This window comes from Nocardia sp. NPDC051321, assembly GCF_044455225.1.
Classification (GTDB): Bacteria; Actinomycetota; Actinomycetes; order Mycobacteriales; family Mycobacteriaceae; genus Nocardia.
On record NZ_JBITEM010000002.1, the window covers coordinates 465,140 to 486,685 of the forward strand.

Consider the following 21,546-nt stretch of genomic DNA (forward strand, 5'->3'; position numbering starts at 1 on the left):
GTCCTAGTCGGGCAGCACCAGGCCCGTGGCGGGTGCGGTGCCGTCGATGAGATAGCGGGCGATGATGTCCTGGGTTCGGCCCGGGTGCAGGAACGAGGTGTGTCCGTCACCGTCGCGGGTCACCAGGACGGCTCCCGGAATCTGGGTGAGCATCAGCTGTGCCCAGCCGTAGGACGTCGACGGGTCGTGGGTTGCGTTGACCAGCAGCGGCGTGATGGTGGGCTCGGCACTGGTTTCCCGTGGGGGATTGCTGAATTCGGCGGGCCAGCCCTGGCAGCGCGCGACGTAGCCGTAGGACTGACTGACGCCGCGGGTGTGCGGCGCGACGGTGCTGAGCAGCGTCTGCTGGGCTTGCAATGCGGAGTAGGTATCGAAGTCCGCCTTGAAATCCGCGCAGCCGACGGCGAGGTCGGCGTGGTTGCTGTCGGCGGTTTGCACCGACGGGGCCAACCCGCTCGCATCACCGTTGCGGGCCCGGTCGAGCGCGGAGGCCAGGCCCGCCCAGCCCTCGGTGCCGAAACCAGGGATGGGGTCCTTGAAGATCAGCTGTGCCTGGATGTTGGTCAGCAGGTCGAAGGCGTCGAACCCGTTGCGGCACGCACCGGAGCTCTGGCACCCCGGGGCGGGCAGCGGCTGTTGCGCAGCCCTGGCGACCAGATCGTCCAGGATCTTGGACGGATCCTGGTCGCGCAGTACACATTCGGTGGCTGATCGACACCACTGTGCGAAGCGGTTCCAGCTGTCTTCGAAGGCGATGGATTCGTAGTAGCTCATGGTGCCCGCCGGTTGGGAATGGACGAGAGCTCCATCCAGCGCCAGGGTGCGGCTCTTGTCGGGGAAAAGGCGGGCGTACTCTGCGCCGATCTCGGTGCCGTAGGACAGGCCGAGGTAGTTCAGTGGCGCGCCGCCGAGGCGTTGGCGCAGCACTTCCAGATCGCGGGCGACGTGCACGGTGTCGACATGGTCGAGCAGATCACCGGTCAGGCGCTGACAGGACTCGCCGAATGCCCGATTCGCGGCTACCAGGTTGTCGAATTCCTGCTGACTGCTCGGGAATTGGTTCGGCGGTCGGTTGGCGAGATCGGGATCGCAATGAATGGACGGCCGACTGGTGCCGACCCCGCGCGGATCGAATCCGATCAGGTCGAAGCGCTGCCGGATACTCGCCGGGAACAGGCCGGGTTCGGCGCCTTCGGCCGCCACGATCTCGGTGCCCGCGCCGCCGGGCCCGCCCGGGTTGAACACCAGATCCCCGATCTTGCGCGCCGGGTCGCTCGCGGGGAGCCGATTGACGCCGACTTGAATCTTCTTGCCGCCCGGATCATTCCAGTCGAGGGGCACGTCGATGGTCGCGCATTGCACGGCGGTGCCATACGTAGGCGGGCAGGAGCCCCACGCGATGGGTTGTGTGTTGTCCGGCTTATCGCCGGTGCCACATCCGGCGCAGCACGCGACGGCGGCCATGGCGGAAAGTGCCAGGCGCGCTGCGTTTTTGATGCCCATCGCGGATACCCCTCCAGGTCGGTGAGATCGGTTCGGTGCGACTGTCCGGCATTCAGACCGAGAGCGGGAGCATCGGAATAGACTCGTCGCCGAAGTCGGCCGGGGGTGCCTGCATGAGCTGTAGTTCGCGTTCCTCGGTCCAAGCGTAGTGGCGCAGGGTGTTGAACTGGGCGACGAAATGGTCGCGCCAGACCTGCGCGCCGAAATTCATCGCGGTGTTGACCTGCAGCCAACCGGTGGCGCTGAAGTTGACCGAACCCTCCCAGCATTGCGGGCCGCCCGGGGTGTCCACCACGAGTCCCTTGGTGTGGCAGATGTATTTGCGGCCACTGGTGCTGGTGCCGATGGTGACCTCCACTCCGGCGTCCACCAGCCGCTGCACGATCGGCTGCTGCGTATGGCCCGAGGACTGGGTGTGATCCAGGTAGAGGTGTAGCGGCACGCCGCGGTTGTGCGCGGCGATCAGGTTGTCGGCGGCATCGGTCAGGGTGAAACCGTAGGCGATGAGCCAGGTTTCGCCCGGCGCCGCGACCAGCTCGAGGAAGCGTTGTTCGGCTTCCGCGTGGTCGTCGGGCATCAAGTAGCACGTCATCGGACCATCGATCACGAAGGGCATAACTGCACCGTACCGGCGATATCGGCTGGCGAGCCGGAGGCGACAGCAAGTCGCCCGACTGCACCGCTCAGTTGCCACCGCGGACGGCGGCCCCGACGAATCCGCCGGCACCGGCCAGCAGCTTCCTGGCCGCCGCCACGTCGACGCCGGCCAGCTGCATGACGATCGCGGTCTTCGGGTGGCCGTCGGCGGCGTCGAGCAGCGCGGCGGCGGTGGCGTAGTCGACGCCGGTGGCATCGGCGATGATGCGGCGGGACCGGTCGACGAGCTTGGCGTTGGTGGGCTTCAGGTCCACCATGCGGTTGCCGTAGACCTTGCCGCACTGCACCATGGTCGCGGTCGACAGCATGTTGCACACCATCTTCTGCGCCGTGCCCGCCTTCAGGCGCGTGGAGCCGGTCAATATCTCAGGGCCCGTTTCGATTTCGATGCCGACGTCGGCGTGCTCGCTCAGCTCGGCGTGGCGATTGCAGGAGACGCCGACGGTGGCGGCACCGATGGATCGGCCGTGCCGCAATGCGCCGATCGCGTAGGGGGTCCGGCCGCTCGCCGCCAGCGCCACGATCACATCGTCGGCGGTCAGGTCGATATCGGAGAGGTCGTCGACGGCACGGCCCGGGTCGTCCTCGGCACCTTCGACCGCGTGCGCGAAGGCGACCGGGCCGCCCGCGATGATTCCGATCACCTCGTCGGGCGCGGTGCCGAAGGTGGGCGGGCACTCGACCGCGTCGAGCACGCCGAGCCTGCCGCTGGTCCCCGCGCCGACGTAGATCAACCGGCCGCCGTGCCTGCGCGCGGCGACGATCAGATCGACAGCCCTGGTGATCTCCGGAATCGCCTGTGCGACAGCGGAAGCGATGCCCGCATCCTCGGAGTTCATGGTGCGCAACAACTCCTCGACCGACATGGAGTCGAGCGCGGATGTCCGCGGATTCGCTTCCTCGGTCGTCAAGGTGCTGAGCTCGCTCATATCGCCTCCTGGGTCATAGGGCAATGCCGGTCGAACGAGTGGAGCGGTCATGTCGCCTTCCGCGTGCCGCGCGAGATCCGGCGATCCGCCACGGCGTCATAGGTTCGGCGCAGCGCGATCGCGGCCGAAGGTGTGCGTTGCAGGACTCCGATATACAGCGCGTCGACGATGAGCAGCTGGCTCATCCGGCTAGCCATCGCGGCGGAACGGAAACCGTCCTCGCGACCGGCCACCAGCACCGTGTGCGCCGCCGACCGCGCGAGCCTGGACTGTGCGCCCGCCGTGACGGCGACGGTGGTCGTCGGTCTGCCGACGGCGCGGTCGACGGCGTCGACGATCGCGGCGGTTTCGCCGGAATGGGAGAACGCGATGATCACGTCGCCGGCCTCGAGCAGGCTGGCTTGGACCAGCGCGTCGTCCTCCGATGTGCAAGCGCCACACCACATTCCGATCCGAGTGAGCTTCTGCGCCATGTCCATCGCGACCAGCCCGGACGCGCCGATCCCGATGAGCTCGACGCGCCGGGCGTGCACCAGGGCGTCGACGACCGCGGCCATGGTCGCCGGATCGGCGAGGTCCGCGGTGGCCACCATGCCCTCGGTCTCGAAGGCGGTGAGCTTGAGCAGCACCTTCGACAGCGGGTCGTCGCCGGCGATGTCGGTCGCGAACACCGGCGAGCCGTCGTCCTTGCTGGTGGCCGCCAGTGCCAGCCGCAGCTGCGGATAGCCTTCGTAGCCAAGGGCTTTGGACAATCGGACGACCGCGGACGTGCTGGTCGAAGCGCGCTCGGCAAGCTCGCTGACGGTCAATTGCGCGGCGGCGGCGGGATCGTCGCGGATTACCTGGGCGACCCGCAGCCCGGTCGGGGTGAGCCGCGGAATCGCCCCGAGTAAGCGAGTGCGAACGTCGTCACCCTCGGACATGGCTCACCAGCCTGAGCTGTCGCGGTGCCGCGCTGGGCGTTTCGGGCAGCGGGAGCCGGTCCGCGCCCGGCGTGATGGAACCGAGCACCGCCGCCCGCGACGCTCCGGTGCACGCGGCATGACTACCGGGGAGCCCGTGCATCGTGAGGAAACCGAGCACGGCGAACGCCGCGGCCTCCTTGGCGGCCGACGGCAGCCCGAGCTCGTCGGAGGTGCATAGGGTCGCGGTACCCAATCGCTCGCCGAGCATGCCCATCAACGTCGGATTCCGGGTCCCGCCGCCGGACACGATCACTTCGTCCGGCTCGAACGGCGCCACTGCGTCGGCGATGGTCTGGGCGGTCAGGACGGTCATGGTGGCGACGATATCGTCTGCGGTGAGCGGGTAGTCCGGCAACACTCGCTCGACGTAGGCGCGGTTGAACAGCTCCTTGCCGGTCGTCTTGGGCGGTGCCGCCCGGTAGTAGTTTTCGGCGAGCAGCGCTTTGAGCAGCCCTTCGTCGACCGTTCCTCGCGCGGCGCGCAGGCCGTCACGGTCGAAGTGTTCGGTACCGCCGGTCGCCAGTTCGACGGCCGCGTCGATCAGCGCGTTGCCCGGGCCGGTGTCGAAGGCGACGGGGGTCGGGCCGGTGACGGTCGCGTTGGCGATGCCGCCGATATTGAGCGCGGCCGAGCGTCCTGGCCGCCCCGCGAGCCACAGCAGGTCGAACAGCGCCACGAGCGGCGCACCCTGCCCGCCCGCGGCGATGTCGCGGGAGCGGAAATCGCTGACGACCGGCAGCCCGGTCAACTCCGCGATCCAGGATGGCTGGCCGAGTTGCAGTGTGCCGTAAGTCTTTCCGTCGGCCACCCAGTGGTAGACGGTCTGACCGTGCGACGCGACGAGATCGGCTGTGCCGTCGAAGAACTCGCGCGCCGCGGCATCGGCGGCGGCCGCGAACTCCTGTCCGATCGCGGTATCGAGCCGGCATACCGTGGCCAGCTCGACCGTGCCGGGCGGCAGCGCGGCGATGAGTTCGGCGCGCAGCCGATCGGGGTAGGCGCGGCTCAGCTGCCCGATCACCTCGACGTGAATAGTGCTGTCTCGCAGCTGAATATCCGCGCCGACCGCATCGATCGCATCGTGCGATGTGCCGGACATCAATCCGATGACGCGCACTAGGCCACCGCCTCGACCGGCTCCGGTGGGGTCGGCGCGGGCGCCGGATGGAACAGGCTCGATGCCCCGCCGACGACCAGCGTGACGAGCACCCCGATCGGCACCAGCCACTGCGCGGCGATGCCCTTTTCGGTCACCTTCCCCGCGACGGTCACATCGATCTTGATGACCCGCACCACGAAGGTCATCACGATCACCGTGACCACGAACGCCAGCACCGCGTCGAACTGGTTGGCGCGCTTGATAAGCCGGCCGAGCAGGAACGCGCCGAGCAGCGCGCCGTAGGTATACCCGGCGATCGTCAGCGCGGTGAGGTACACGTTGCCGGTCGTCGCGCTGAAACCCATCGCGAACAGCGCCATCAGCACCGCCCAGACGAGTGTCATGTAGCGCGCCAGCTTCAGCAGCGCGTCATCGGAGATCTCGCGGCGGGAGAAACTGCGGATGATGTCGGCGACGGTCGAGTTCGCCATCGAGTTCAGCGCCGAGGACAGCGATCCCATGGCGGCGCCGAGGATGCCCGCGACAAGCAGCCCGGAGATCACCACCGGCAATCCGTGCAGGATGAAGTTCGGGTACAGGTTGTCGGCGGTGGCCAGGCCGAGCTCCTTGGGCGACTTCCCGCCGTTGTACGACCACAGCAGCGCGCCGACCAGCGAGAACGCGGCGAACTGGATGGCGACGAAGATGCCGGAGCCGATCATCGCCTTTTGGCTGTCGCGCAGCGTCCGCGTCGACAGGATGCGCTGCACGATCAGCTGATCGGAGCCGTGCGAGGCCATCGCGAAGATCGCGCCGCCGACGATCGCCGTCGGCAGGGCGAAGGTGCTGGTGAGCACGTGTGCCAGGCCGAAGTCGGTATCGAAGATGTGGAACTTGCCGTTGTGCAACGCGTCCGACCAGCCCTTGGCCCCGACGTGACCGGTGAGCACGCCGATCGCGATGATCGCGCCGGACAGGTACAGACCCATCTGCAGCGCGTCGGTCCAGATGACCGCCTTGATGCCGCCGAGGTAGGTGTACACGACGGTCAGCAGCGTCAGCGCGATGATGATGATGTCGTAGCCGAGGTCGAGGCCGAACTCGGCGAGCAGCAGCTTGATCGGGATGGCGGAGGCGAACAGCCGCACGCCCTCGGCGAGCAGCCGGGTGAACACGAATGTCACTGAGGCGACGCCCTGGAGGTAGCGGCCGAAGCGCAGCTCGAGATACTGGTAGGCGCTGACGAAGCCGCCGCGTTTGTACAGCGGGATCAGCGCGGTCGCCACGATGGTGCGGCCGATGATGTATCCGATGGCCAGCTCGACGTTGCCGAAGGCCTGGTCGGTGTACGCGCCGCCGGGCACCGAGATCACCGTGAGCACGCTGGTCTCGGTCGCCACGACCGAGAAGCACACCGTCCACCACGGCATCTTGCCTTCGCCGACAAAGTAGTCGGTGCTCGACTTCTGTTTGCCGGAAAGGCGCAGGCCGATCCACGCGACAACGACGAGGTAGACGACGATGACGGCGACGTTGAGTGCGTTCATCGCAGCTCCTCGGTAACGCGACTGGCGGATTGAAAGTAAGTGTCAGGGCCGACTTGAGTTCTGTCAATGAGTGTCACGTGATTCGCACCACCAATGCCTCCAGCACCGTGTTCGGGTCGACGGCGAGTAGCGCGGCACCGTCGATCGGGCCGCCGTGCGCGGTCCGGCGATCGATCACCCGCGCTATCGCCGCGTCGAGCGGGTCGAGCAGCGCCGGGCCGAGGTTGGCCAGTCCGCCGGTGATCGCGTAGGGCACCGGCGGCGTGATGCCGGACCGGTCGATCGTGGCGAGGACGGTGCGCGCGAGCGCGCGGCCCGCGGCCGTCATGATGGCGGCCGCGGTGTCGTCGGTCCCGGCGGCCGCCGCGACGACGGGGGCGAAGCGCGCGGCGAGCAGGGCCGGATTCTCGTGCTGGCCAAGGTGTTTCGGTAGTTCTTCGAGCCGCACCCGGTACTGCTCGGCGGCTTTCGCGGCGAGTTCGGTATGGGCGCCGCGCCCGTCGAAGCAGCGCAGCGCGGCGCGCAGTCCCTCGGTCCCGATCCAGGCACCGCCGCCCTCGTCGCCGAGCAGCGGACCCCAGCCGTCGGTCCTGGTGAATCGTCCCGCCGCGTCGACCGCGGTGGCCACGGCGCCGGTCCCGGCGGCCAGCACCACGCCGGGCGCGCCGCCGAGCGCTCCGGCGTGCGCGGTGACGGCGTCGGAGGTGACGGCGACCGATCGCGCGCCGGGGATATCGGCCAGCCGCCGCGCGAGGAGTTCGGCCGCGTCCGGCGCGGCGGCGGCACCCGCGGCACCGACGAACAGTGTGAAGGTGGTGTCGGCCAGCGCCAACCGCGCGACCACCGCGCGAATCGCGCTGTCCGCCGCCACGACGCCGCCCGCGTTGGCGAGGCCGGGTGCGCCGGGCCCGTCTGCGGATCGCGTCTCGCGTCCGTCGAGCCGAAGGGAACCGCGGCAGCCGGTTTTACCGAGGTCGATCGCGAGAACGTGGTCGGTCATCCGACCATCCTCGCGCGGTTGCCCGCGTTCCGGTGTGCTACGTCGGGAACATTCATCGACGACGAGAACTGGGGAAAGCGCCAAGGGCGGGTACGTGGATCAGACGCACAAGTAGTTTCACCGGCCGCACGCGGCCCGTACTGCTCGGCTGACGCGGACAGTCTGCGGGTGCCCGCGTCAGCCGAGGTTCAGCCGATCACGGTGTGGAGTAACCGATCAGGGCGCCGATGCCCGCGCCGATCGGAATCGTGACCAGCGCGCCGACGCCGCCGAGGAAGAACCCGATCACCGCGCCGATGCCCGCGCCGATCAGTGCGCCGACGCCCGCGTTGTACTGCTTGCGGGCCACGGTGTCGTCTTGCTGATCGACGAGTTGTGCCAGGTGCGAGCTGATTTCCGGGGCACTGACGGGTGTCATGGTCAGGGTGCGCCCTGCATCGGTGAGTTGGGGCCGCAGGGCGAAAGTCTGGCCGTTCGCGGTGAAGGAGGTGGGTAGCGTCGCGATGACATTGCCGACGCCGTCGGTCAGGGTGACCGCGGCAGCATCGCTGGTCAGCGCGAAGACACCGGCGTCGACGGTGGTGCGCACCCCGCTGCCGTCGGTTGCCGTGGTGTATCCGACTCCATGATCAACGCTGGACACGCTGACCTCGGCCGATGGCTCCGTTAGCGGTTGAGCGTCGACGACGCCCGCGGTAATTCCGGTGGCCCCTACTGCGAGAAGGGCGGTGGCAAATCCTTTGACTTTCATCATATTTCCCCACATGTTCTCCTCGGCCATAACAGCCGATACGTCCCCGTGAAGCCGGATCAGGCCACCTCCATTCTCGCTCCGCGGCGCGCGTCTAGTGATCGATTCCGCGAATTCCGCGCAACGAAATCCGGTGTATTTATTTGTGCCGAATCGATAAAGGGCGCAGGGGATTCAGGCCGCGACGGTCAAGGCGAATGGGACGAATCCCCGGTTCCGGATGAGCGAAGGGACAAGCAGCATCAGGGCTTCCGTGCCGCGGGCGGTGCTGAGGTCGCCGAGGTCTTCGATCCACTCGGCGGGCCAGTCGAGATCGGTGAGCAGCGCGGTGACCACTGCTTTCGCGGAATCGTCGTTGCCGGAGAGGAAGGCGGTTGGCGGCACGCGCAGGCTGTGCGGGTCGGTCATGACGGTGAAGAACATGGTGTTGAGTGTCTTCACGACTCGGGTGGCGGGTAGCGCGGTTTGGAGTTGTTCGGCGAGGCTGGGTTCGGATCCGCTGGGGCTGTGCGGGTTCGAGACGTCCACGAGGATCTTGTTCGCCAGCGCCGCGGCGAGTGCGCCGAGTCGTTCGATCGCGCCGTCGCCGGGAGTGGCGTTGATGATGATCTGTGCGCCGCGCGCTGTCGACTCGTAGTCGGCGATGGTGATGGGTGCGCCGGCCCAGTTCAGCGCGTCGGCGTTTCTGGTGCCGAGGGCGACTTCGTGTCCTGCGGTGGCCAGCTTGTTCGCCAGTGCGGTCGCTACGCGTCCGGAGCCAAGTATGCCGATGGTGCTCATGATGTTTTCCTCAGTGGTTGTAGGACAAAAGGTTTCGGCGATCAACGGATTGCGGCGAGGACACGCTGTGCTGCCGCGTGCACTCCGGGAGCGGCCGCGAGGAAGTCCGGGCTGCTCAGTTGCCAGCGGGCGCCATGGATGTCGGTGACGATGCCACCCGCTTCGCCAACCAGCAGCGCACCGGCCACCAGGCCCGATCGGACATCGCTGTACTGCCAGAACACATCCGAGCGTCCGGCCGCGACCTGGATCAACTGCAGTGTCGAGGGCACCGAGACCTTGGTGACGAGTGCGGCGTCGAGCATTGCGGCCACCGATTCGCCGATGCGGCGGAACGTATTTCGGACCTCGCCCGGCTTCGCCTGCCCGGTGCCGACGAGGGCGGCATCGAGGTTCTGCTTGGCCGAGACGCGCATCGCGACACCATTGCGGAAGGCGCCGCCGCCGCGCACCGCGGTGAAGGTCTCGTTCAGCAGCGGGAGGTGCACCGCGGTCAGGACCGGCTCGTTGTCGCGGACGAGAGTGGCGGTCACCGCCCAGTCGGCCATTCCGTGGATGTAATTGATGTTGCCCTCCACCGCGTCGGCGACCCACCATTCGCCGGCAGGCAGGTCGCCTGCGGACTGTTCGTCGTCGATCCACCCGGCGCCCGGCCTGGCCGCCAGCAGCGGTTCGCGCAGGGACCCGAGAGATTCCGCGTCGGCGGCCTGGATCGCGGCGACTACTGCGTCGAGGCTGTCCAGCTCGGTCCGTGGCACAAAACGTTCGTGCAGGTGTGCCCCTGCGGCGTGCACCGCGGAAACCACCGCGGGGAGGAGTTCGCGGTCTGCCTCGACGGCGGCGTTCAGCAAGTTCGACATGATGATCCTGTTCAAAGAGAAATCGGGAGAAGTGTTTTCGTGAGTTGCTCCCTCAACGCTAGGAACCGGAACCGTTGTCGTCAAATGCATTCCAGTAAGTAATAGAATTACTCTCATGCAATTGGATTTGAACCTGCTGACCGCGTTGGACGCGCTGCTGGAGGAGGGCAGCGTGGCCGGTGCGGCGGATCGGCTGCACCTCACCGCACCCGCCGTGAGCCGCGCGCTCGGGCGGATCCGGCGGGTGATGGGCGACGAGATCCTGGTCCGCACCGGCCGGACGATGACCCCGACGCCGCGAGCGCTCGCGGTGCGTGCACAGGTGCACGCGCTGGTGCAGCAGGCGCAGCTGGTGCTGTCGTCCGAACACGATCTCGACCTGACCACGCTCGATCGCACGTTCACGCTGAAAGGGCATGACGCCGTGGTCAATACGATCGGGCCTGACCTGCTCGCGGCGGTCCGCGCGCAGGCGCCCGGCGTCCGGCTGCGTCTGCTGGCCGAAGCGGACACCGATACCGACGAGCTGCGCCACGGTCACGTCGATCTCGAGATCGGGTCGAATCTGCCTGTGTCGGCTGACATTCGGCACGACGTCATGGCGAGCGACCGTCTCGTGGTCGCGGTGCCCGCCGACCATCCGGCGCACGCCTTCACTCTGGAGAATTACGTTGGCGCGGAACACATCACGGTGTCGCGGCGGGGGCGCCTGCACGATCCGATCGATGATCTCCTGTCCGCGCGCGGCCTGACCCGTCGGGTGGTCGCCACCGTGCCGACGGTGGCCGCGGCGCTGCGGTTCGTCCGGCGCGGCGATCTGGTGACGACCGTGCCGGAGCGGATGACCGGTGCGGCGGCGGCCGAACTCGGCCTGCGCCTGATGCCGCTCCCACTGGAGCCGATATCGATCCCGATGATCGTGGCCTGGCATCAGCGCTACGACGGCGACCGGGCGCACACGTGGCTGCGCGAGCAGCTCCGCGCCGCCATCTACCAGGCCGTCGGCCGTCCGGACAAAGCCGACAACGGCCAGCAGCCGCCGATCACATGACAGGGCCCGGTGGAATCGCTACTGTCCGAGGACATTCAAGGCAGATCGTGTCGGCAAGCGCTGGTGACCTCACGCGTGTCGCGGGTTCTGCCCCTTCTCGACCTGGGGAGAACGCAGTGAGATTCACAAGAGCCGGTGCGTTGACGGCGGCGGTATTACTGGCCACAAGCCTCGGTTTGGCGGCGTGCTCGTCGGACGACAGCACCGACGCGGGCATCGTCACGACCAACATCACCGAGCCGCAGAACCCGTTGCTGCCTGCCAACAACAACGACAACAACGGCAGCCGCATCGTCGACCGGCTCTTCGCCGGACTGAAGTACTACGACGCCAACGGCGTGGCCCATAACGACATGGCGCAGTCGATCGATACGACGGACCGGAAGAACTACAAGATCACCATCAAGCCGGACTGGAAGTTCTCCGACGGCACCGCGGTGACGGCGAAGTCGTATGTCGACGCGTGGAACTACGCCGCACTCGGCAGCAACACACAGCTGCAGGGCTATGTCTTTTCCAACATTGTCGGCTACGACGAGGTGGCGGCGGAAAAGCCGACGGCACAGACGATGTCGGGCCTGAAGGTGGTCGACGACCACACCTTCACCATCGCGCTGAAGAGCCCGTCGATCGACTTCGAACTCGCGCTCGGCTTCACCCCGTTCTACCCGCTGCCGGAGGCGGCGTTCAAGGACATCAAGGCGTTCGGCGAGAACCCCATCGGCAACGGCCCGTACAAGCTCGCGCGCACGGGAGCGTGGGAACACAACGTCAAGGTCGATCTGGTGCCGAACCCGGACTACCAGGGCGCGCGCCCGGCCAAGAACAAGGGCCTGCGATTCGTGATGTACCAATCGTTCGACACGGCCTACGCTGACCTGCTCGCGGGCAACCTCGACACCCTCGACACGATCCCGGACAGCGCGGTGTCGTCCTACAAGAAGGACCTCGGCGATCGCGCGATCACCAAGCCGACCGCGCAGAACCAGCACATCAGCAGCCAGACCAACATCCCGCACCTCGGGGGCGCGGAAGGCGTGCTGCGCCGCAAGGCACTCTCGATGGCGATCAATCGGGAGCAGATCTGCGAGAACATCTTCCACGGCACCAGGGTTCCGTCGCGTGACTTCACCGCGATCACGCTGCCCGGCTTCAACGGGAATCTGCCCGGCTCCGAGGTATTGAAGTACAACCCGGAGGAGGCCAAGAAGGTGTGGGCCCAGGCCGACGCCATCTCGCCGTGGTCAGGTCGTTACGAGATCGCCTACAACTCCGACGGCGGCCATCAGGCCTGGATCGAGGCGGTGGCCAACAGCATCAAGAACACCCTCGGCATCGACGCCATCGCCGCGCCGTACCCGACGTTCAAGGACATCAGGACCGCGATCACCGCGCGGACCATCGGTAAGGCGTTCCGCTACGGCTGGCAGGGCGACTATCCGACGATGCTGCAGTTCCTCACCGCCGAGTACTACACCGGCGCGGGCACCAACAACGTCGACTACGCCAACCCCGAGTTCGACAAACTCATCGACGCCGCGCTGGCCGCGTCATCGCCGGAGGAGTCCTACAAGCTGTCCGGCCAGGCGCAGGGCCTGCTGTTCCGCGACATGGCCGACATTCCGGTGCTCGATTACATCGCCACCGCGGGCCTGGGGGAGAAGGTGAAAAAGGTCCAACTCACCTGGAACGGCCAGTTCGATTTCGAGAATATCGAGAAGTAGTAGCGCAGTACGCCGCGCCGTCGGAACCGGCGGCGCGGCGGCACGGGTGTGCCCGCTGCAGGGTCCGGTGTGGTCCGGGTAGGCTGACCCGTCGATCGGACACGCGCACGTAAATGAGGTGGTGGCGGAATGAGTGAACGGGTATCCGAATCCGTGACGGGGACAACCACGGTCGCCGTCACGGTGCCCGCGTCACCGGAGCAGCTGACGATGCTGCGCGCGCTCGCCGAGACCGTGCTGCTGATCGCCGACTTCGGCCTCGACGAGGTGACCGATATCCGCCTCGCGCTCGACGAGATCGCGACCGTGCTGATGCAGGACGCGGCACCGGGTTCGACGATCGATTGCGCGTTCTCCTATCGCGAAGGCGTGCTCAACGCCAATATCCGCGCGGTGGGCGTCTCCGAAACCGAGGTCGGGACAGGCAGTTTCGGCTGGCACATCGTGCAGACCCTGACCGAATCGGTCACCGCGTCCAGGGCGCCGTTCGATGCCGCCGTTTCCGGCTACCCGACTGTCGTGGACTTCGTCTGGGCCCGGGGCGACCTCGATGAACAATGAAGCGACGACGTCCGGCGTCGGCCATGAGCCGCGTCGGCGTGGTGGGGACAGCTACGACAATATCGAGCCGCTGTTCCGCGAGCTGAGCGAGCTCGACGCGGACGACCCGCGGCGCGCGGCGGTACGCGAAGAGCTGATCAGCCGCTGCCTGCCGCTGGCCGAGCACATCGCGCGCAAGTTCACCGGGCGTGGCGAGAACTTCGACGACCTGCTGCAGATCGCCCGCGTCGGCATGGTGGCCGCGGTGGATCGCTTCGACGCGTCGCATGGCTCGCCGTTCCTCGCGTTCGCGGTGCCGACCATCATGGGTGAGGTGCGCAGGCACTTCCGCGACTACACCTGGTCGGTGCGAGTTCCGCGGCGGCTCAAGGAGATTCAGCAGACCATCGCGCCGGCCATCGAGACGCTCGCGCAGCGGCTCGGCCGGATGCCCAAGGCGCGCGAGATCGCCGAGGAGCTCGGCGCCGACCTCGTCGAGGTCACCCAGGCCCTGATCGCCCGCAACGCCTACCAGACCTCCTCCATCGATGTGGGCCTGGACAGCGACGACGACAGCGCGCCGCGCTCGCCGCTGGACACCCTCGGTGCCGAGGAGCCGGAATACCAAACCGTCGAGGACTACCTCGCGGTGAAACCGCTCATCGCGGCGCTGCCGGAACGCGAACGCCAGGTGCTGATCATGCGGTTCTTCGAGTCGAAGACCCAGGATCAGATCGCCGCGCAGCTGGGGGTTTCGCAGATGCAGGTCTCCCGGATCCTCTCCAAAACATTGAGTACGCTGCGCGAACAGGCACTACGCGACTGACCTTGTCCGGTAGTCGACCGACGAACGGGGAGTGGCTTGAGTAGCGACAACGCGACGCGGCTTGCGGTGCTGATCGATGCCGACAACGCGCAGCCCGGTATCGCCGACGGCCTGCTTGCCGAGGTGGCCAAGTACGGGACGGCTCACGTCAAACGGGCCTATGGCGACTGGACCAGTACGAACCTGAAGGGCTGGAAGGATCAGCTGCTCGCGCAGTCGATCCAGCCGATCCAGCAGTTCGGCTATACCACCGGCAAGAACGCCACCGACTCGGCGATGATCATCGACGCGATGGATCTGCTGTACACCGGCAACCTCGACGGGTTCGTGATCGTATCCAGTGACAGCGATTTCACCCGTTTGGCCAGTCGTATCCGCGAATCCGGGCTGACCGTCTACGGATTCGGTCAGCACAAGACGCCGAAGCCGTTCGTCGCCGCCTGCGACAAGTTCGTCTATACCGAAAACCTCACCGGCACAACGGATGAGTCGCCGACGCCGACGCGGCGGCCCGCCGCCAATCAGCTCAAGGGCGACGCCAAGCTGATGAATCTGCTCCGCAACGCGGTCGACGCGGCCTCCGACGACTCGGGCTGGGCCACCCTGTCCAGCGTCGGCTCGATCATCAACAAGCAGCGTCCCGACTTCGACCCGCGCACCTACGGCTACAGCAAGCTCGGTGAATTATTCACGGCGACAACGCTTTTCGATTCGGATACGCGTTCTCCCGGGGAGGGCAAGCAGGCTGTCACCTACGTGCGCGACGTCCGGAATCGGCCTGCCGCCAAGTAACGCGGCTCAGCCGTGGTGACCGGGATGGGTGCCCTCGGTAGGCATGGACGCCATGCCCGGCATGTCCATGCGCGTCGGTGCGGGCTGCTGGCCGGGGGCGAGCACCAGGAATTGGCCCATCATGCCGTGGTCCTCGTGCAGCAATAGGTGGCAGTGGAACATGTAGGGGTAGGTCGGGTCGCTGTGCTGCGCGAAACGCATGGCAAGCCGGTAGGTGAACTGTGGCTCGGTGTACAGGGTGTCCTTCCAGCCTGCGAGGGCTGGCGGTGGGGCATGTCCATCGATGTCGACCACCTGGAACTGGACGTCGTGCACGTGGAAGTTGTGCGGCCAGTTGTCGTTGTTGCGCACCGACCACACCTGGTTGCTGTCGACGGGGATGGTCATGTCGATCCGGTTCATGTCCATCCGGCGGCCGTTGATCATGAACCACTTCAGTTCGAAGGTGTAGTCCGGTGCGGTTCCCGGCGCCACGAGGGCGGGCATCGTGGCGAGCGAATCCGGAACGGGCGCAGACTGTTCGAGGCTTCCCGCGCGCAGTTGCAGGATGTCGATGGTGTCGTCGAAGCCGAAGGCGGCGGCGCGGTCGATATCCCTGCGCTGCTCGATCGCTAACGAGCGCAACATGATTCGCTCTCCGGCGCGCAGTTCGACCACCATCTCGACGCGTTCGCCCGGACTGACCTGGATGTTGCGCAGCGTTGCCGGTGCCGCGAGCAGTCCGCCGTCGGTGGCGATGAGCTGGAAGGCGCGGTGGTCGTCGAAGGCCAAGTTGTAGATCCGGCCCGACGACCCGTTGAGTACGCGCAACCGAACTCGGTCGGTGCGCACGTCCAGATGGGCCCCCGCGATGCCGTTGACGACGATCGTGTCGCCGAGCAGGCCGACGTCGGTGGGATCGGATTCGTCCAGTGCGCCGGACGCGGTGAAGCGCCGGTCCTGGATGACGAGCGGAATATTGTCGACGCCATACTCTTTCGGCAGAGCCAGGGTGTCGGTGGTCTCGTCGTCGACGAGGAACAGCCCCGAAAGCCCTCGGTAGACATGCTTTTCGGTGGCGCCGTGCGGATGCGGGTGATACCAGAGCGTCGCGCCCTGCTGGTCGATGGTCCACGCCGGTTCCCACGTGCCGCCGACGGCGATCGTCTGGTGCGGGCCGCCGTCGCACCGGGCGGGCAGGTGCATGCCGTGCCAGTGCACCGTGGTGGGCTCCGGCAGCGAATTCCGGATGGTGAACGCGACCGATTCGTGGCGCGTCGCCCGTAGCGTCGGGCCGAGGATCGAGCCGTTGTAGCCCCAGGTTGGCGTGTGCTTGCCGGGCAGCAGCTCCGACGTGCCCTGCCGGATGTCGAGGCTGAAGCGGCGAACGCCGTCGGCGTCCACCGCGGACGCGGCGAGCGGGGGAATCGGGAGTGGCCTGGTCGCGGAACCGGGGACCGGCGCGCCCGAACGGGCCGCGCACCCGGCGGCGAGCGGCACTACGGCGAGTCCAGCGAGGAAGCCTCGTCTCGAGACCACGAATTACTCCTTCGATCGGTGTCCGATCCAGCTTTGGTTGCCCTGACCCCCGCTCCGCGGCCATACTCAAGGGGTGTTGCACTTATAAGTGTAATTGGCTATGTTGGATTGACCACGCATTGCGGAAAGGAGCACCAGCCGATGAGCGAGACAATTATTCGCGACGACAGGGCGGTCGTGTCGATCACTTCCAGTGAAGTCGAGCAGGCTCGTGCGTTCAAAGCCCGCGTCGACCAGGTCCACCACGTTGCCGCGGAGGAGGATAGGGCCGGAGTCCTCATCGGGCTCCGCGGCGGCGATACCGTGGAGATGCCTGCCGAACTGTCTTCGCTCATCGGCCAAGTTCTTGACCTGGTCAGCCGCGGCTGCACAGTGACGGTGGCCAGCGTGCCCAACGAACTGACTACGACTACCGCCGCGAAGATTCTCGGCATGTCCCGTCCAACGTTGATGAAGCTCATCAAGGACGGCGCACTGCCTGCGCACAAGGTCCGTTCGCACACCAGACTGCTCAGTAAAGACGTTTTCGCATTCAAACAACAGCAAAGCGCAGAGCAGCGCCTGGCCTTCGAGGATCTCCGTCGACTGGAAGACGAACTTGGCCTGGTCGAATGACCAATTACCCTGTGTATCAGCCTATTTCGTAACCTTTGCCTGATCGCCAGTAGCATGCTCGGCATGGTCAGCGGGTGGGGTACCAAAGTTCTGGTCGACGCCAACATTCTGTATTCACGCACGTTGCGTGATTGGCTGGCCTTGCTGTACCTGCACGGAGGCGGCGAGATGTTCGAAGTGATGTGGACCGACGACATCATGGCTGAGTTCCACTATCACCTGCGCAAAAGGAACCCGTTTCTCGATGACGCTCAGGTTGGTGGCATCCGGCGGAGGCTCGAGGGTGTGTTCAAGGCTGGACGGATCAGCGGTTACACAGTCGATGCTGCTGCGACGTACCCGGACCCGGGCGATGCGCACGTCCACTGTGCCGCAGTCCATGGCAACGTGGACATCCTGCTGACCGATAATGTCAAACACTTCCGAGAAATCGAAGATCTACCGTATGAGACCTACTCAGCCGACGAGTTTTTCGAGCTCGTCGACGATACCGCCCCTCGTGCCGTGCACGCTGTGACGAAGGAACAACTCGTCTACCACGTTCGAAAGAGTGGTGACGGCAGCGTCTCCCTGCCCGAGATGTTGAAGAAGGCCGGTGCGCCGTTGTTTGCCGAGCGGGTTCGACAACACCTGAACGCGCTCGACCTCACAGCGCTGCTGAGCGCGCCCACATCCTCGTAGGTCACCGTCTCAGGTGGCGCGTTCGGCGCGGATCCGTCGGTCGCTGGGGGTGCGGGTGGCGGCGGCTATTAGGCGGGTGAGGGCGTCGGACTCGAGTTGGGTTGGGTCGACGGTTGGGCCGCCGTAGCGGAATAGGTCGCCGTCGACGAGGGTCGCTATTCGTGGTTCGCCGAGGCTGGTTGCGGCGAAGGTGTAGATCGGGACCCGTTTTGGCAGGATCAGGCCGAAGTCGATGGCGCGGGCCGTGCGGCCCTCGTCGGCGAGCAACTGGTGAATCGAGTAGTCGTGCAACGGGTATCGCCTTGGAAAGACGTTGCGCAGGTCCAGGAACAGCCCGACCGACCTGGTGCGCGGATCGGCGAGGCGTGGGCCGAGCCGGGCGAAGCGGCCCAAGGCCAGGGCGGGGCACTCGATCAGGGCGTGCGTGAACAGGACCCGGGCCAGGGTCACATTGATCATGAGCTGTTCGACATCCAGCTCGGCCTCGGCCAGCGGCTGGTTCTCCAGGTAGCCGGAGACGATGCTGAGGTTGTGCGCCCGATACCAGCTGAGCGGGGACGGCGCGGCGAGAAACCGCTGCCACAGTCGCGCGCCGGGCGTCGACGCGCGGTCGCTGTCACCGAGCAGTGTGGCCTCTAGTTGATCGTGCAGGAGACGATCGTTGATCGCGCGCCACCACGGACTGCCCGACACCGGATGCAGGACGCCGCGAGTGAGTTCCCATCGCAGAAAGGTCAGTTCGGCACGCGCGTAGGCACTCAGCTGCGCCGGATAGCAGCTCGCCGTCAGCGCCAACCGCTGGTCGGGGTCCGCGTGCACGGCTCCGACCTGTTGCGCGGCAAGCTCGCTGGCACGATCGTGGTTCATCGTCGCTCACTGTACCGACGCGGCGCGGACTCGGCTTGGGACGCGAAGTGCTGACCGTCCGGCCTATTTCGGTGCAGCGGCGATCTCGAGTTCGCGCAGACCTGGATGGACGGCCGGGTCAGCGGCCGAGATGTCCAGCCGGACATAGCGGGCGGAGATCGGACTGCTGAGGGTGCCGGTTTCCTGGTCGACGGTGACGGTGGTCCAGGTCTTGTCGTCGGGAGATACCGAAACGGTAGGTGCCGTCGGCGCCGGATCCGACCAGTGCGGAAGTATCCGGCCGACAGGGGTTTCTGTGCCGAGGTCGACGGTGAGGGTGCCTCGGTCGGCGTCGGGCGCCCAGCCGGTGGCGACGCTGCCGTCGACCGCCGCCTCGGCGTATCGACCGGGTTCGGCCGAACTCGCGGACACGGACTTGCAGCGGGCAATGTTGTCGGTCGGTGTCAGGTCCGGTCGCCGGGTCTTGACGCTCAGTGGATGGTCGCGGCTGACCAGCTGCGTGCCCGTCGCGGTCCGGACCTGCATCGCCGCACCATCTTTCAGTGTGATCCGGGTATCGTCCGGCCCGATCTCGGCGTCGAAAGTCCTGCCCTGCCAATGCATGCCGCGAATGTGCAGCCCGGCCCTGAGCTCCGGCGGCAGTATCGGATCGATGCGAACCTCGCCTTCGCGCAGGCGTAACCCGAGCAGGCCATTGGTGAACGTCTGCAGGAACCCGCCCGCCGCGGTGACGAAGGTGAAGGCAGGCGCACCCGCCAGCGCGTCCTTGCCACCGGCCTTGTTGCCGCGCGCCTCCGCGAACTGCCCGAACGGCGCGCGCTCGAACGGCCGCACCGCGCGTTCCAGGTAGGTGTCCGTCGCGCAGCCCGGCGTGCCGATCGCCGCGGCGTCGATGGCGTGCACCGAGTCGGTCATCGCGGGACCGTCGGGATCGGTGCGCTCGGCATAGTATTCGAGCGTATCGGCCGAAACCTTTTGCGACATAGGCCATTCCAACGGATAGATCAGCAGCACGGTATCCGCCTGCTTGATCGGCGTGCCGGGATAGCCGTCGTACTGGGCGAATATCTGCCGCGCCGGGTCGAAGGGCATGCGCAGGTGGTCGGCAATCGCGGTCCACTCGGGCGGCGCGGGCTGGCCGAGTATTTCGGCGGCCCGGACCGCATTGCGCAGTGCCAGTGCGGCAACCGCGTTGGTGTAGACCCCGTCGTTGACACCGTTGCTGTATTCATCGGGGCCCGCGACATTGTCGATCGAGTAGCTGCCGTCCGGATCGGGCGTCACCCGCGAGGCCCAGAATTCGGCAAGGGCCCGCATGATCGGCCAGCTCCGACCGCGCAGGTAATCGGTGTCGCCGGTGGCCAGATAGTACTGCCAGGCCGCGAGGGAGATGTCGCCCTGCAGATGGATCTGGGTCAGGCAGTGCGGCGGATCCCAGCTGTGGCATTCCGCGAGGGCGCCCCGGCTTTCGCTGGTCCATGGATAGAAGGCGCCGCGATAGCCGAGCTGTTGGGCGTTGGCCTGCGCGGCGGGCAAGGTCTTGAACCGGTAGTCCACCACGGATTTGGCGAGATCGGGTGCCAGTTGGAGCAGGCCGGGGAACATCCAGATGTCCGCGTCCCAGAACACCGCACCCGCATAGTTGTCGCTGCTGAGTCCGACCGGCGAAATGCTGTTGTCCTGTTGGGAATTCGTGCTCGAGTACAGCGAGTAGAGCGCACCACGGGCCCACGTCTGCAGGTCGGCGCCGCCGGGTATCTCGATATCGCCGCGCCACAGCGCACGCCATTGCGCCGCCGTGCCCGCCAGCAGCTCCGGCCAGCCCTTACGTGCCGCCCGCTGCGCCGCGTCCTTGGCCGCGGCCACCGGATCCCGGGCGGTGAGCGCGGTGTCGACGCCGACGAATTTGGTTACCTCATAAGCCCTTCCGTCGCGCACGGAGAGCCGGTTCTGCTGGCTGACGGTGAGATCGCGCGCCGGGGCGGGTTGCTGCGCGGCCCCGGTGCTCAGCACGGACGCGACCGCGCCGACCACTCCGGTGCCGTCGGTGCGGAAGCCGACCCGAATGGCCCCATCGCCCGCGCCGCCCTCGGTCTGCGTCATCCGGCGGGCGCCCGCGCCGTCGAGCAGATCGGTCACGGCGAGCTCACCGGACCAGTGCGGGACGAGCGTGAGATGGACCGCGCCCACATGCTGATCGACCCGATCCGTGACGACGTCGTACACCAGATCGGTGGCCTTGCCGTCCCGGCTGGTCCAGGTGAGTGCGGTGCGCACCATTCCGCAGCGCAGGTACCCGGTCTGCGAGAAGTTCGTGATCTGAGCGGGCGGTGTGTTCATGGAGTAGGTGTCGTCACCGACGCCGACGGTGAGCGCGGACCAGTTCGGCAGCGCCGCCGCGACCTCACGATCGTCGGCCAGCCCCGGCGTGTGCCCGTACAGACCGGCCACGAACGCCCCGTCGTACCGAGGGGTGTACAGCGGCCAGCCGCTCGGCTCGCCGGTCAGCGCGTACCCCGTGCCGCGCGGCGGCACCCGCAGCCCGAGGTAGCCGTTGCCGACGAACGGATGCCGCTCGAACCCGGCATTGACGTCGGTATTCGACGACGTCCAGCCGGGCGCGGACGAGGCGTCGTCACCCGGGCATACCGGCGTGGCCTCGTCCCGCGCGGTGTCCCGGATCGCGAACAGGATCCCGCAGGCCACCAACGCGATCGCCACGACAAAAGCGGTCCCGATCAGGATCTTGGTGCGCGAACGCAATCCGTACCTCCATGTGCCGCATGGACGACCGTGCCGTGCTCGGCGACGCGGCCCGAGCTCAGGCAACTACGCCCCGGG

General features: G+C 66.9%; 20 protein-coding genes. 7 read left to right on the forward strand and 13 right to left on the reverse strand.

Annotated elements, in window-relative coordinates; translation table 11 throughout:
* Positions 1-3 precede the first annotated feature (3 nt).
* The 10 genes from ACIA8C_RS06240 to ACIA8C_RS06285 all read right to left on the reverse strand — a co-directional run bounded on the left by ACIA8C_RS06240 (position 4) and on the right by ACIA8C_RS06285 (position 10,091).
* The gene (locus tag ACIA8C_RS06240; protein ID WP_397131460.1) at positions 4-1,503 is read right to left on the reverse strand and encodes an alpha/beta hydrolase; all 1,500 of its coding nucleotides are present in this window, start codon (positions 1,501-1,503) and stop codon (positions 4-6) included.
* A 52-nt stretch (positions 1,504-1,555) separates the two neighbouring features.
* Positions 1,556-2,119: a phospholipase D-like domain-containing protein gene (locus tag ACIA8C_RS06245; RefSeq protein ID WP_397131462.1), complete on the reverse strand. Its 564-nt coding sequence runs from the start codon at positions 2,117-2,119 to the stop codon at positions 1,556-1,558.
* Between the two features lie 67 nt (positions 2,120-2,186).
* Positions 2,187-3,089 (reverse strand): N-acetylmuramic acid 6-phosphate etherase, encoded by a 903-nt coding sequence (gene murQ, locus ACIA8C_RS06250; protein ID WP_397131464.1) that lies wholly within the window; start codon positions 3,087-3,089, stop codon positions 2,187-2,189.
* Between the two features lie 47 nt (positions 3,090-3,136).
* On the reverse strand, positions 3,137-4,012 hold the full coding sequence (locus ACIA8C_RS06255; RefSeq protein WP_397131466.1) for a MurR/RpiR family transcriptional regulator: 876 nt from the start codon (positions 4,010-4,012) through the stop codon (positions 3,137-3,139).
* Positions 3,999-5,171 carry an anhydro-N-acetylmuramic acid kinase gene (locus ACIA8C_RS06260; RefSeq protein ID WP_397131468.1) on the reverse strand — a complete coding sequence of 391 codons (1,173 nt, stop codon included), beginning with the start codon at positions 5,169-5,171 and terminating at the stop codon, positions 3,999-4,001. The genes ACIA8C_RS06255 and ACIA8C_RS06260 overlap by 14 nt, the downstream gene beginning before the upstream one ends.
* Positions 5,171-6,700, reverse strand: coding sequence for a sodium:solute symporter (locus ACIA8C_RS06265; RefSeq protein ID WP_397131470.1), 1,530 nt, complete (start codon positions 6,698-6,700; stop codon positions 5,171-5,173). Before ACIA8C_RS06265 ends, ACIA8C_RS06260 begins: the two co-directional genes overlap by 1 nt.
* 73 nt (positions 6,701-6,773) lie before the next feature.
* Positions 6,774-7,700 carry a BadF/BadG/BcrA/BcrD ATPase family protein gene (locus ACIA8C_RS06270; protein WP_397131472.1) on the reverse strand — a complete coding sequence of 309 codons (927 nt, stop codon included), beginning with the start codon at positions 7,698-7,700 and terminating at the stop codon, positions 6,774-6,776.
* 196 nt (positions 7,701-7,896) lie between these two features.
* Positions 7,897-8,451 carry a hypothetical protein gene (locus tag ACIA8C_RS06275; protein WP_397131474.1) on the reverse strand — a complete coding sequence of 185 codons (555 nt, stop codon included), beginning with the start codon at positions 8,449-8,451 and terminating at the stop codon, positions 7,897-7,899.
* A 174-nt stretch (positions 8,452-8,625) separates the two neighbouring features.
* Complete coding sequence (locus ACIA8C_RS06280) at positions 8,626-9,231, reverse strand: NADPH-dependent F420 reductase (protein ID WP_397131476.1); 606 nt, start codon at positions 9,229-9,231, stop codon at positions 8,626-8,628.
* Between the two features lie 41 nt (positions 9,232-9,272).
* Entirely contained in the window at positions 9,273-10,091 is an 819-nt protein-coding gene (locus ACIA8C_RS06285) for an inositol monophosphatase family protein (protein ID WP_397131478.1), read from the reverse strand.
* A 115-nt stretch (positions 10,092-10,206) separates the two neighbouring features.
* On the opposite strand from ACIA8C_RS06285, the gene ACIA8C_RS06290 reads away from it, so the two are divergent.
* The 5 genes from ACIA8C_RS06290 (at position 10,207) to ACIA8C_RS06310 (ending at position 15,024) form a co-directional block, all read left to right on the forward strand.
* Positions 10,207-11,142 (forward strand): LysR family transcriptional regulator, encoded by a 936-nt coding sequence (locus ACIA8C_RS06290; RefSeq protein ID WP_397131480.1) that lies wholly within the window; start codon positions 10,207-10,209, stop codon positions 11,140-11,142.
* Positions 11,143-11,258: 116 nt separating this feature from the next.
* Entirely contained in the window at positions 11,259-12,866 is a 1,608-nt protein-coding gene (locus ACIA8C_RS06295; RefSeq protein ID WP_397131482.1) for an ABC transporter substrate-binding protein, read from the forward strand.
* A 129-nt stretch (positions 12,867-12,995) separates the two neighbouring features.
* Positions 12,996-13,427 (forward strand): anti-sigma factor, encoded by a 432-nt coding sequence (locus ACIA8C_RS06300; RefSeq protein WP_396991937.1) that lies wholly within the window; start codon positions 12,996-12,998, stop codon positions 13,425-13,427.
* Complete coding sequence (locus ACIA8C_RS06305) at positions 13,417-14,232, forward strand: RNA polymerase sigma factor SigF (RefSeq protein WP_397131484.1); 816 nt, start codon at positions 13,417-13,419, stop codon at positions 14,230-14,232. Before ACIA8C_RS06300 ends, ACIA8C_RS06305 begins: the two co-directional genes overlap by 11 nt.
* 36 nt (positions 14,233-14,268) lie before the next feature.
* Positions 14,269-15,024 (forward strand): NYN domain-containing protein, encoded by a 756-nt coding sequence (locus ACIA8C_RS06310; protein ID WP_396991939.1) that lies wholly within the window; start codon positions 14,269-14,271, stop codon positions 15,022-15,024.
* 6 nt (positions 15,025-15,030) lie between these two features.
* Here the strand turns inward: ACIA8C_RS06310 and ACIA8C_RS06315 are convergent, their stop codons facing one another.
* On the reverse strand, positions 15,031-16,542 hold the full coding sequence (locus tag ACIA8C_RS06315) for a multicopper oxidase family protein (protein WP_397131486.1): 1,512 nt from the start codon (positions 16,540-16,542) through the stop codon (positions 15,031-15,033).
* Between the two features lie 141 nt (positions 16,543-16,683).
* Between ACIA8C_RS06315 and ACIA8C_RS06320 the strand changes: the two genes are divergently transcribed.
* Together ACIA8C_RS06320 and ACIA8C_RS06325 are read left to right on the forward strand one after the other, a co-directional pair.
* A complete protein-coding gene (locus ACIA8C_RS06320) occupies positions 16,684-17,157 on the forward strand; it encodes a helix-turn-helix domain-containing protein (RefSeq protein WP_397131488.1) in 474 nt (157 codons plus the stop codon).
* Positions 17,158-17,220: 63 nt separating this feature from the next.
* The gene (locus ACIA8C_RS06325) at positions 17,221-17,838 is read left to right on the forward strand and encodes a PIN domain-containing protein (protein WP_397131491.1); all 618 of its coding nucleotides are present in this window, start codon (positions 17,221-17,223) and stop codon (positions 17,836-17,838) included.
* Positions 17,839-17,847: 9 nt separating this feature from the next.
* Here ACIA8C_RS06325 and ACIA8C_RS06330 read toward each other — a convergent pair whose 3' ends face one another.
* The gene (locus tag ACIA8C_RS06330; protein ID WP_397131493.1) at positions 17,848-18,705 is read right to left on the reverse strand and encodes a hypothetical protein; all 858 of its coding nucleotides are present in this window, start codon (positions 18,703-18,705) and stop codon (positions 17,848-17,850) included.
* 63 nt (positions 18,706-18,768) lie between these two features.
* Positions 18,769-21,468 (reverse strand): discoidin domain-containing protein, encoded by a 2,700-nt coding sequence (locus ACIA8C_RS06335; protein WP_397131495.1) that lies wholly within the window; start codon positions 21,466-21,468, stop codon positions 18,769-18,771.
* Between the last annotated feature and the right edge of the window lie 78 nt (positions 21,469-21,546).

Bases quoted from the DNA above. Each gene is read 5' to 3' on its own strand.
- ACIA8C_RS06240 (WP_397131460.1), bottom strand. From the start codon at position 1,503: ATGGGCATCAAAAACGCAGCGCGCCTGGCACTTTCCGCCATGGCCGCC.
- ACIA8C_RS06245 (WP_397131462.1), bottom strand. From the start codon at position 2,119: ATGCCCTTCGTGATCGATGGTCCGATGACGTGCTACTTGATGCCCGAC.
- murQ (WP_397131464.1), bottom strand. From the start codon at position 3,089: ATGAGCGAGCTCAGCACCTTGACGACCGAGGAAGCGAATCCGCGGACA.
- ACIA8C_RS06255 (WP_397131466.1), bottom strand. From the start codon at position 4,012: ATGTCCGAGGGTGACGACGTTCGCACTCGCTTACTCGGGGCGATTCCG.
- ACIA8C_RS06265 (WP_397131470.1), bottom strand. From the start codon at position 6,700: ATGAACGCACTCAACGTCGCCGTCATCGTCGTCTACCTCGTCGTTGTC.
- ACIA8C_RS06270 (WP_397131472.1), bottom strand. From the start codon at position 7,700: ATGACCGACCACGTTCTCGCGATCGACCTCGGTAAAACCGGCTGCCGC.
- ACIA8C_RS06275 (WP_397131474.1), bottom strand. From the start codon at position 8,451: ATGAAAGTCAAAGGATTTGCCACCGCCCTTCTCGCAGTAGGGGCCACC.
- ACIA8C_RS06280 (WP_397131476.1), bottom strand. From the start codon at position 9,231: ATGAGCACCATCGGCATACTTGGCTCCGGACGCGTAGCGACCGCACTG.
- ACIA8C_RS06285 (WP_397131478.1), bottom strand. From the start codon at position 10,091: ATGTCGAACTTGCTGAACGCCGCCGTCGAGGCAGACCGCGAACTCCTC.
- ACIA8C_RS06290 (WP_397131480.1), top strand. From the start codon at position 10,207: ATGCAATTGGATTTGAACCTGCTGACCGCGTTGGACGCGCTGCTGGAG.
- ACIA8C_RS06300 (WP_396991937.1), top strand. From the start codon at position 12,996: ATGAGTGAACGGGTATCCGAATCCGTGACGGGGACAACCACGGTCGCC.
- ACIA8C_RS06305 (WP_397131484.1), top strand. From the start codon at position 13,417: ATGAACAATGAAGCGACGACGTCCGGCGTCGGCCATGAGCCGCGTCGG.
- ACIA8C_RS06320 (WP_397131488.1), top strand. From the start codon at position 16,684: ATGAGCGAGACAATTATTCGCGACGACAGGGCGGTCGTGTCGATCACT.
- ACIA8C_RS06325 (WP_397131491.1), top strand. From the start codon at position 17,221: ATGGTCAGCGGGTGGGGTACCAAAGTTCTGGTCGACGCCAACATTCTG.
- ACIA8C_RS06330 (WP_397131493.1), bottom strand. From the start codon at position 18,705: ATGAACCACGATCGTGCCAGCGAGCTTGCCGCGCAACAGGTCGGAGCC.